This is a genomic window from Lentzea aerocolonigenes (genome assembly GCF_000955955.1).
Taxonomy (GTDB): domain Bacteria; phylum Actinomycetota; class Actinomycetes; order Mycobacteriales; family Pseudonocardiaceae; genus Lentzea; species Lentzea aerocolonigenes_A.
This window is the reverse complement of the sequence record NZ_JYJG01000130.1, coordinates 45,893-54,976: the sequence shown is the minus strand read 5'-3', so window position 1 is coordinate 54,976 and position 9,084 is coordinate 45,893. Positions and strand designations below refer to the sequence as shown.

Sequence of the window (9,084 nt, the reverse complement as noted above, 5' to 3'; positions counted from 1 at the left end):
TCTCGACAGAAGACCCGGGTGTCCACGGACACCGGGTCTTCTTCGTTTCTCAGGCTTCTCAAGGTGATCTCGAAGCCCGCCCGTGAAAGGGTGGTACCAGCCGCTCGAACCACACGGGTCGAGCACGTTCGACAAGGACCTGGAGATCATGGCCATCACTCAGACGGCAAACGCGCACTGGGAAGGCTCTCTCGTCGAGGGCAAGGGAAACGTCAGCCTCGACACGTCCAAGAGCGGCAGCTTCGAGATCGACTGGAAGGCGCGCGCCGAGGAGGCCGGTGGCAAGACCAGCCCCGAGGAGCTCATCGCGGCGGCGCACTCCTCCTGCTACTCGATGGCGCTCTCGCACGGCCTGACCGGCGCGGGCACGCCGCCCACCTCCATCGACACCAAGGCCGAGGTCAAGTTCCAGGCGGGCCAGGGCATCCTCGGGATTCACCTGACCGTGCGCGCCAACGTGCCCGGCATCTCGGCAGAGGACTTCGTCGCGGCGGCCGAGGGCGCCAAGGCGAACTGCCCGGTCTCCAAGGCGCTCGCGGCCGTCGACATCACGCTGGACGCCGCCCTGGCCTGAACCGCAGCACCGCGGGCCCGTGACTGATCAGGTGCCTGCGGTAACGCACGTCGCCGGGCTGCTCGGCCACCTCGGACGAGCGGTCGAGCAGCTCCTCGGCGACGATCCGGCCCTCCAGGCGCGCGAGCTGCGCGCCGAGGCAGTAGTGCGGTCCGTGCCCGAAGCCGAGATGGCCGGGCACGGACGGCCTGCCGGGGTCGAAGTCCTCGGAGAACACCTTCGGGTCGCGGTTGCCGGCCGCGTAGTCGAGGAACAGGTGCTCGCCCTCGGCGATCTTCACCCCGCCCATCGTCACCGGACACGTCGCTGTCCGGAAGAAGCCGATGAACGGCGCGTCCAGCCGCACCACCTCCTCCACCACGCCGCCGAGCCGTCGTTCCCGTGCGTCGAGCCGCAACAGCGTGCTGGCCAACAGGTTCGTGGTCGAGTCGGTGCCCGCAACAACGGTGGCGAGGCAGAGTGACAGCCGTTCCTGCTCGGACAGCTGACCGCCCTTGAACGCGTCCGAGCGCCCGAAGTAGGCGCAGAACTCGTTCATCCCGGCGAAGTACGACCCGAGGACCCGCTCGCTGACCTCCTCGCCGCTGGTCAGCTCCAGCACCGGCGCCACGAACTCGCGGAACAGCGGAAAGTCCCGTTCGGGCACGCCGAGCACGTCACCGACGACGCCCAACGCGAACGGCGCGGCGAACTCGCTCACGAAATCCGCTTCCTCAGGCAGCTCGTCGAGAAGCGTCCGAGCGCGCCGCCGAATTACGTCAGCCATTTGGCGCACGGCCGTTGGAGTGAATTTCTGATTCGCCGCCGCACGAATTCGGGCGTGCCTGGATCCGTCCGCCGCGTTGAGCGAGGACATCAATTCCAGCAATCGCCGCTGCTCCGGCGGCAACAGCGCCGCCACGGCCGCGACCTGCGGACCTGTCATGTTCCGGGAGGAGAACGTCACCGGATCAGCCAGCACGGCACGCAGGTCGGCGTATGCGGTCACCCGCTGGGCGTTGATTCTCGGGTCGAATTCCATTGCAGTATCTTGGCCCGGTTCCAGCCTTTGTCGGGGGCTGACGACAGGACGAATTACGGTGATCATCCGGCTGCTCGGTCCGCTCGAACTCACCGGTCCGAACGGATCAGTTCAGCTCAGCAGCGCGGGACAACGGACGCTCGTCGCACGGCTCGCCCTCAATCCGGGCGAGACGGTGCCGCGCAGCGCGCTCGTGGACGCGCTCTGGTCGGACGACGTGCCGGCGACCGCCACGAAGACCCTGCACAGCCTGCTCGCCCGCCTGCGCGGCCAGATCCGCGACGCCGGGCTCGGCGAGCTGATCGCCACCCGCGAACCGGGTTACGTGCTGAACACGCCCGCGGACACCGTGGACGTCGCACGGTTCGAGGCACTCGTCGCAGCAGCACGCAAGAGCGACGACCCGGTGGACTCCGCTCGGATGCTCCGCGAGGCGCTGGCGTTGTGGGCAGGTGATCCACTCGCGGACTGCCGGCCGGGCGAGTGGACGCGGCACGAGTCCGCGCGGCTCACCGAGCTGCGGATGGACGCGACCGAGGACCTGATGGAGGCCTCGCTGGCCCTCGGCGAGCACGCCGCCGTGGCGCCGCTGGTCAACTCGCTGGTCGAGCAGCACCCGTTCCGCGAACGGCTGTGGGAGCAGCTGATGATCGCGCTCTACCGGTCGGGACGGCAGGCGGAGGCACTGGCCGCGTTCCACCGGGCGCGCGGCGTGCTGGTCGACGAGCTGGGCATCGAGCCGGGCAGCAGGCTGCGCGATCTCGAACAGGCCGTGCTGAGCGCCGATCCACGGCTCGACCTGCCAGAACGTGCTCCGGTGGTGATTCGCGGCAACCTGCCGGCCGACCGGTCGAGCTTCGTGGACCGGCCGGAGACCGAGCACGTCGCCGACCTGATCCGGCAGCACCGGCTCGTCACGTTGATCGGTGTCGGCGGGGTGGGCAAGACGAGGCTCGCGGTGCACGTGGCGCGGGGCGAACAGCCGCCGGACGGGGTGTGGCTGGTGGAGCTGGCGGCGTTGCGCGACCGGGCTCTTGTGCCGCACACCGTGGCCGAGGCGCTGGGCGTGGTCGACCAGACCGGGCGCGGGCAGCTGAGCGTCTTGACGGAGTTCCTCGCCGACCGGGACGCGTTGCTGGTGCTGGACAACTGCGAGCACGTCGTCGACCACTGCGCGGTGCTCGTGGACACGCTGCTGAAAGTGGCGCCAAAACTGCGGGTCATCGCGACTTCTCGCAGGGCTCTGCGGGTCTACGGCGAGCAGGTGCTGGCCGTGGCGCCGTTGTCCGTCCCCTATCCGGCGGCGACGTTGTTCGCTCAACGCGCCAACGCCGCCGTGCCTGGCTCGTTCGTCATCACGGGCGCGAACGAGCAGGCCGTGGCGGACCTGTGCCGACGGCTCGACGGCATCCCGCTGGCGATCGAGATGGCGGCGCTGCGAGTGCGTGCGCTGACGCCGGCGCAGCTGCTGGAACGGCTCGACGACAGGTTCAAGGTGCTGACCGACGGCGGGCGCACCGCGTTGCCGCAGCACCAGACCCTGCTGGCGACCATGGACTGGAGCTTCGACCTGTGTTCGCCGCGCGAGCAGCTGCTGTGGGCACGAGCGGCGGTCTTCGCGGGCAGTTTCGATCTCGCGGCGGCCGAGGCGGTGTGCTCGGACGACTCGCTGACCGCGGACTTCATGTTCGACGCGGTCGACGGGCTGGTCGACAAGTCCGTGCTGCAGCGCGAGGAACACGCGGGCGTGGCGCGCTATCGGTTGCTGGAGACCATGCGCCAGTACGGGCAGACGCGGTTGCGTGCGAGCGATGAGGAAGCACGGCTGCGGTTGAGGCATCGCGACTGGTACGCCGGCGTGGCTCAGCAGGGCGAACGGGCCTGGTTCACGCCACGGCAGGCCGCGACGGTCGGGTGGATGACGACCGAGAGCGGCAATCTGCGGGCGGCTCTGGAGTACTCGCTGACGACGCCGGGCGAGGCCGACTCGGGTCTGCGGCTGGCTGCGACGCTGTGGTTCTACTGGGTCGGCTGCGGGCGGTTCGCCGAGGGCCGGCACTGGCTGAACTGGGCGTTGTCGCTGGAGACCGAGCCGTCACGCGCGCGCTGCAAGGCGTTGTGGGTCAACGGGTACGTGGCAACGCTGCAGGGCAACACGGCCGCCGTGCCCGCGCTGCTGGAGACGTGCCGGACCGAGGCCGCGCTGCTGGGCGACGCGGACGCCGACGTCTACGCGACGTACGTGCAGGGTGCGGCCGCCGTGTTCAACGACGACCTGCCGCTGGGCGCCTCGCTGCTGGCCGAAGCGGACCGCGCGCACACCGAGCTGGGGCACCTGGACAGCAACGTGATCATGGCGCGGGTGGCGTTGGCGATCACGGTGGCTTTCGGTGGTGAGTTGGACCGCGCGGCCTCTCTTTGTGCTGAGGCGCGGGCCGTGTGCGAGGAGAACGGTGAGCTGTGGGCGCGCGCGTACGCCTTGTACGTCCTGGCGTTCGTCGCGATGGGACGTGGCGACGTCGCCGAGGCCCGTGAGCTGGCCACTTCTTCGTTGCGCATCAAGGAGAAGTTCGACGATCTGTTGGGGATCGCGGTGTCGGTGGAGCTGCTGGCGCTGATCTCGGTCGTGTGCGGATCCGCTTCGCACGCCGCGTTGTTGTTGGGCGGCGCTGACCGGGTGTGGCAGTCAGTCGGGTTGCCGCTGTTCGGGTCGGCGAACTTCGCGGCCTCGCACGACCAGTGCGTGGCTCTCTGCTCGCAGGCGTTGGGCGAGGAGGAATACGCCGCCGCGTTCGCGCGCGGGTCGGCGATGACGGTGGCCGCGGTGGTTGCGGCTGCCCAAAAGGAACTCACGCAGTCGTGACGCAGGCGCGGTGCAACCGGGCGTCGGCAGGCTGGGTCGAATGAGGACCAGCGTGCGCACCCCAGACGCGGGAACCGTCGAGGAAGTCCTGAAGCTCGCCGCGCGGGCACCGTCGTTCGACATCGTGCCGCCGTGGCGCTGGCGTGAGGGCAACGAGTGTCTGGAGCTCGTGACGACCCGCACGGACCAGACGGCGCTCCTCGCGTGTGGTGCGGTGCTTCACCACGTACGCGTCGCTCTCTCGGCGATGGGCTGGGACTGCCACGTGCTGCGGTCCGCGGGTGCTGACGGCCAGGTCGCGTCCGTGCACCCGCGCTGGGAGCTGGACCCGTTCTCGTGCGAGGTGGCCTCCGCGGCGGCGATCTCCTTGCGGCGGGCGGACCCGCGGCCGTTCCTGCCCGACGAGGTGCCGGACTCCGCGCTGACGTGGCTGCTGCACGCGGCCCACGCCGAGAGCTGCGACATGGAGCTCGTGGCACGACGAAACGGCGCATTGGTGCGGATGATCGGCCACGACTGGTTGCGACTCGGCGAGGCAGTGAGCTCCGTGCTGCTCGCATCGACCGTGTGGGGACTGGCGTCGCAGGCGTTGCTCCACGACGGCGAGGTGTTCGTCCGGGTGGGCTGGCAGTCGCCGAATGCCGAACCGTTGCCGCAGTCCGCCCGCTAGCTCTTGTCCCGGCAGGGACTATGTGTGTGTGGACCGCGACAGAACGCTCGCGCACCTGAGCGACGACGACTGGCTGAGACCTGACCAGTCGTCCACGCAGCTGTACCGGGACCTGTGCGCGTTGCGCGACCTGCCCGTGCGGGAGCTGACGCCTACGTCGCTGCACCTGCTGGTGACGCATCAGGTGGGCTTGGACGTGACCGCGCTGCTGGCTCTGGAGCACGTCGAGTCGGACCCGCTGCGGTCGTTCGCCCTGTACCCCGGCGACCTGCTGGCCGCTCTACTGAGAGTAGATCATTCGTTCTGGACCGATCACCCTGCGTTACTGGCGCGGATGTCGGTTCTGCTGGACCGGCTGCGCACGCTGCCCGAGGGCGACTGGCAGCTGCTCGTCTCCGCCGCGGAGCAATTTCCCGGTTAGGCGCGCGTTAGGCGTCTCTTTGCCGCCTGGTGAGTTGCTGGTGCCATGGCAAAGACCCTCGCGGCCGCCGGCCTCACGCTGGCCTCCCTCGCCGCCACCGCAGTCCTGTTCACCCCGGTCGCCTCGGCCGAGACCTGCAAGGCCTCCTACTACTCCGGTGGCGGCACGACGGCCAGCGGCGAGCGCTTCGACCCCAACAAGCTCACCGCCGCGCACAAGACGCTGCCGTTCGGCACGAAGGTGAAGGTGAAGAACCGCTCCAACGGCAAGACCGTGACCGTGCGGATCAACGACCGCGGCCCGTTCGTCACCGGCCGCTGCATCGACCTGACCCCGAAGGCATTCAAGGCCATCGCCCCGCTGTCACAGGGTGTAGTCGGCGTGACCGTCAACAGGGTTTGATCGATACCAAAACTCTCGTTTTGCTTGACCCAATCGAGTGAACGGGATAGGCAATCGGGGTGTTGGCGGCGATGACCGGGCCAGGTCGGCTCGCGACAGGTGCGCTCCTGGGCGCCGTCATAGCCGCGTTTTACGTGCTCGCGCCGCATGTCGGATCGCTCGCAGCGGGCGATCCGACAGGGCCGGGTGACGACAAACCGGCCCGTGTGTCGCTGATCAACACCCCGTCTTTGATGCCCACGCAGACCGAGACACCATCACTGACAGTGTCGTCCACCCCGTCGTCGTCCGCGCCGTCTTCTTCTTCGGGGACAACAACAACGACTACAACCACGACGACGACAACAACCCCGGCCAAGACGACGACACCTCAGCCGCCGAAGCCGACCACGACCACGACTCAGCCGCGGCCGACCACGACGACCACCACGAAGCCCTGCGGCCTCATCTTCTGCTGATCAGCCCGTTCAGCGTCCGCGGGTCGGTCAGGCAGTACGCCAACCGATTCGCCTGCGCCGCCCAGGACATCTCGACGAGGATCAGCCCGTGATCGTGTAGATCACGACGTCGCCCGACTCCTCGCGCTTCAGCGGCATCCCCGCGACGGAGCGCGCCGCGATCTTCTCGCCACCAGGCCGCGACTTGAGCACCAGCACCTTGCGGATGCCGTAGAACTTGAGCACGTCGAGCGAGTAGTCGTCAGGGAACACCACTGTGGCCGAGCGGATGTTCTGGTACTCCGGCGGGAAGTTGCCGGAGTTGCCGTTCGCGATCTTCGGGAAGTCGTTCATGGACCACAGCAGGTTCACGAACTCGTCGTTGTCGATCAGGGGCAGGATCAGCAGCGGGTCCTTCGTGGCCATCGCGCTGCGCACCTCCGCCGGAACCGCGGGGATGTCGGCGTAGGGCCATCTCGGAATGCCTTCGAGCAGCGCGGCGATGGCTGGCACCACGAGCAGGAGGGCAACGACCCTCGTCGGGAGTCTGGTGCGGCTGTACAGGAGCCTGCCGAACTCGGTCACCGCACCTGCGGCGAGCACGGTCAGCGGCAGGATCGCCCAGAGGATGAGCCGGCCCGGCGTTCGCATGGCGTCCCAGCCCGGCACGACGTCCCACATGAGCTTGTAGAGGACGCCGCCGAAGAACGACACACCGATCGACAGCACGGTCGGGACCACGACCATCACCGCGAGCATGATCCGCGCCTTGATCCGGAACGAGCTCAGGAACAGGCCGATCACGCCGAACAGCACCACGAACAGGCCGGGGAACAGCAGCTTCTCGGTGATGCCCAGGTCCGCGATCTTGCTGTAGTCGTTGAAGATCGACCAGGTCCACAGCCGGCTGTCAATCGTCGTGGTCCAGAGGCCGTTCACCGGCGGGGAGTACTGGATGATGTCCTGCCAGGTGCGCCGGAAGCCGTAATGCTCCTGCACCCGGAGGTACGGCACCACCATGACCCAGGTGACCAGCAGGAACACCAGGCCGCCCGCGGCGTTCGCGATGACCATGCGTCGACCGTGGCGCCAGGCCACGATCGCGACTGCGATGCCGACCCCCACCATCACGTAGAAGAACGTGATGCCGACGGCGAACCCGAGCGTCACTTGCCACGCGGCGATCAGCCAGCCCGCGAAGGCCCACCAGGGTTTGGGCTCCTCGCGTGAGCGGAGCGAGTAGCCGAACCCGCGGGTGACCGCCCAGAGCGCGAACGCGATGCCGCCGACGGACAGCACGTTGAGATGAGCGACGTGGGTCAGCTTCCACGGCGACCACGCCAGGACGACGCCGGCTAGAGCCGCGCCCTGCCAGTTGCTGCCCAACTGACGGACCAGCAGGTAGCCCCCGGCGAACGCCAGTGCGAACACCAGCACGAACAGGACGTTGTACCGGAAGATCGCGGCGCCCTGACCGCCACCGAAGAGGCTCAGCGGCAGATAGCCGAGCAACGAGTCGCTGAAGGCGAGGTTGTCGACGGCGGGATAGAACTGGTTCCCCGTCCAGAGATCGCCGCCGTTGGTCAGGAACTGGTGCTGCCAGGCCATCTGCCACGCCTGCAGCACTGGGTCACCCAGCGGGCCGATGATCAGCGTCGTCGGCCGCAGCACCACCCTGATGTTGATGAGCAGCGAGATGCCGAGACCGACGTAGAACGCCAGCGCGCCCTCGGATCTGAGCAGCCGGACGAGCGCGCGGACCCACGGGCGCTGCGTCGGCGGCGCTGACGGCGCCTCGTTCTCGGGAGGCGGCACTTCCGTCCGCTCCGAGATGGTGATTTCCCCCACAAGATGACCTTTCCGCGTTCCTACCGGGTAGCAGCCACCGGTCCACCCAGACGCAGTAACGGTACGGGGTACTAGTGCGTGACCTGCCGGAGTCGGTAGAAGAGCGTCGTTCAGGACCGGCCTGTGGTCAAGCCGGTGGGGCAGGACACGCCGGTGCCCCCCAACCCGCAGTACCCGTACTTGTTCTTTCCGTCACTGAGGTACTGCTGGTGGTAGTCCTCGGCGTAGTAGAACGCCTCCAGCGGCGCCACCTCGGTGGTGATCTTCCCGTGTCCAGACGCGTCGAGTGCCTGCTGGTAGACGGCTCGCGATGCCTCAGCCGTGATCCGCTGTCCCTCTTCCGTGTAGAGGATCACCGACCGGTACTGGGTGCCGACGTCCGCTCCCTGGCGCATGCCCTCGGTCGGGTTGTGGCCCTCCCAGAACACGCGGAGCAGGTCCTGGAACGGCAGCTCCGAAGGGTCGAAGACGACCTGGACGACCTCGGCGTGGCCGGTTCGGCCCGAGCACACCTCTTCATAGGTGGGGTTCGGGGTGTGGCCGCCCGCGTAGCCCGCGGCAGTGGTCCAGACGCCTGGCGTCTGCCAGAAGAGGCGCTCGGCGCCCCAGAAGCAACCCATGCCGAACACGGCGGTCCGGTGGCCGGAGGGGAACGGCGGAACCAGCGGGCGATCGGGGAAGACTGCGTGGGTCGACTCCACCGCGATGGGATCCGTTCGCCCAGGCAGCGCGTCCTCAGAGGTCACGAGCGACGGCTTGTTGAGACCGAACCACGCCATGGGGGCATTATTGCGGGTGCTCCCCGCCACAACCAGGTCACGACTTGTGAGGTTCGGGACGAGCGTCTC

General features: G+C 68.3%; 8 protein-coding genes. 5 read left to right on the top strand and 3 right to left on the bottom strand.

Annotated features, from left to right (window positions below; genetic code table 11):
• The first annotated feature begins 148 nt into the window (after positions 1-148).
• Complete coding sequence (locus UK23_RS19900) at positions 149-574, top strand: OsmC family peroxiredoxin (RefSeq protein ID WP_045313075.1); 426 nt, start codon at positions 149-151, stop codon at positions 572-574.
• On the opposite strand, the gene UK23_RS19895 is transcribed toward UK23_RS19900, so the two are convergent.
• Positions 549-1,595: a cytochrome P450 gene (locus UK23_RS19895; protein WP_052684830.1), complete on the bottom strand. Its 1,047-nt coding sequence runs from the start codon at positions 1,593-1,595 to the stop codon at positions 549-551. The two genes, UK23_RS19900 and UK23_RS19895, sit on opposite strands and share 26 nt — an antisense overlap.
• 58 nt (positions 1,596-1,653) lie before the next feature.
• Here UK23_RS19895 and UK23_RS19890 point away from each other — a divergent pair, with 58 nt between their 5' ends.
• Genes UK23_RS19890 through UK23_RS19875 form a run of 4 tightly spaced genes read left to right on the top strand, consistent with a single transcriptional unit; the run spans position 1,654 to position 5,951 of the window.
• Positions 1,654-4,458, top strand: coding sequence for a BTAD domain-containing putative transcriptional regulator (locus UK23_RS19890; protein WP_052684829.1), 2,805 nt, complete (start codon positions 1,654-1,656; stop codon positions 4,456-4,458).
• A gap of 52 nt (positions 4,459-4,510) precedes the next feature.
• Positions 4,511-5,128 (top strand): hypothetical protein, encoded by a 618-nt coding sequence (locus UK23_RS48790; RefSeq protein ID WP_052684828.1) that lies wholly within the window; start codon positions 4,511-4,513, stop codon positions 5,126-5,128.
• 28 nt (positions 5,129-5,156) lie between these two features.
• The gene (locus UK23_RS48785; protein ID WP_052684827.1) at positions 5,157-5,549 is read left to right on the top strand and encodes a contact-dependent growth inhibition system immunity protein; all 393 of its coding nucleotides are present in this window, start codon (positions 5,157-5,159) and stop codon (positions 5,547-5,549) included.
• Positions 5,550-5,594: 45 nt separating this feature from the next.
• Positions 5,595-5,951, top strand: coding sequence for a septal ring lytic transglycosylase RlpA family protein (locus UK23_RS19875; RefSeq protein WP_063778093.1), 357 nt, complete (start codon positions 5,595-5,597; stop codon positions 5,949-5,951).
• A 539-nt stretch (positions 5,952-6,490) separates the two neighbouring features.
• On the opposite strand, the gene UK23_RS19870 is transcribed toward UK23_RS19875, so the two are convergent.
• The gene (locus tag UK23_RS19870; protein ID WP_052684826.1) at positions 6,491-8,236 is read right to left on the bottom strand and encodes a hypothetical protein; all 1,746 of its coding nucleotides are present in this window, start codon (positions 8,234-8,236) and stop codon (positions 6,491-6,493) included.
• A 110-nt stretch (positions 8,237-8,346) separates the two neighbouring features.
• Entirely contained in the window at positions 8,347-9,015 is a 669-nt protein-coding gene (msrA, locus tag UK23_RS19865; RefSeq protein ID WP_045313058.1) for a peptide-methionine (S)-S-oxide reductase MsrA, read from the bottom strand.
• Positions 9,016-9,084: the final 69 nt, after the last annotated feature.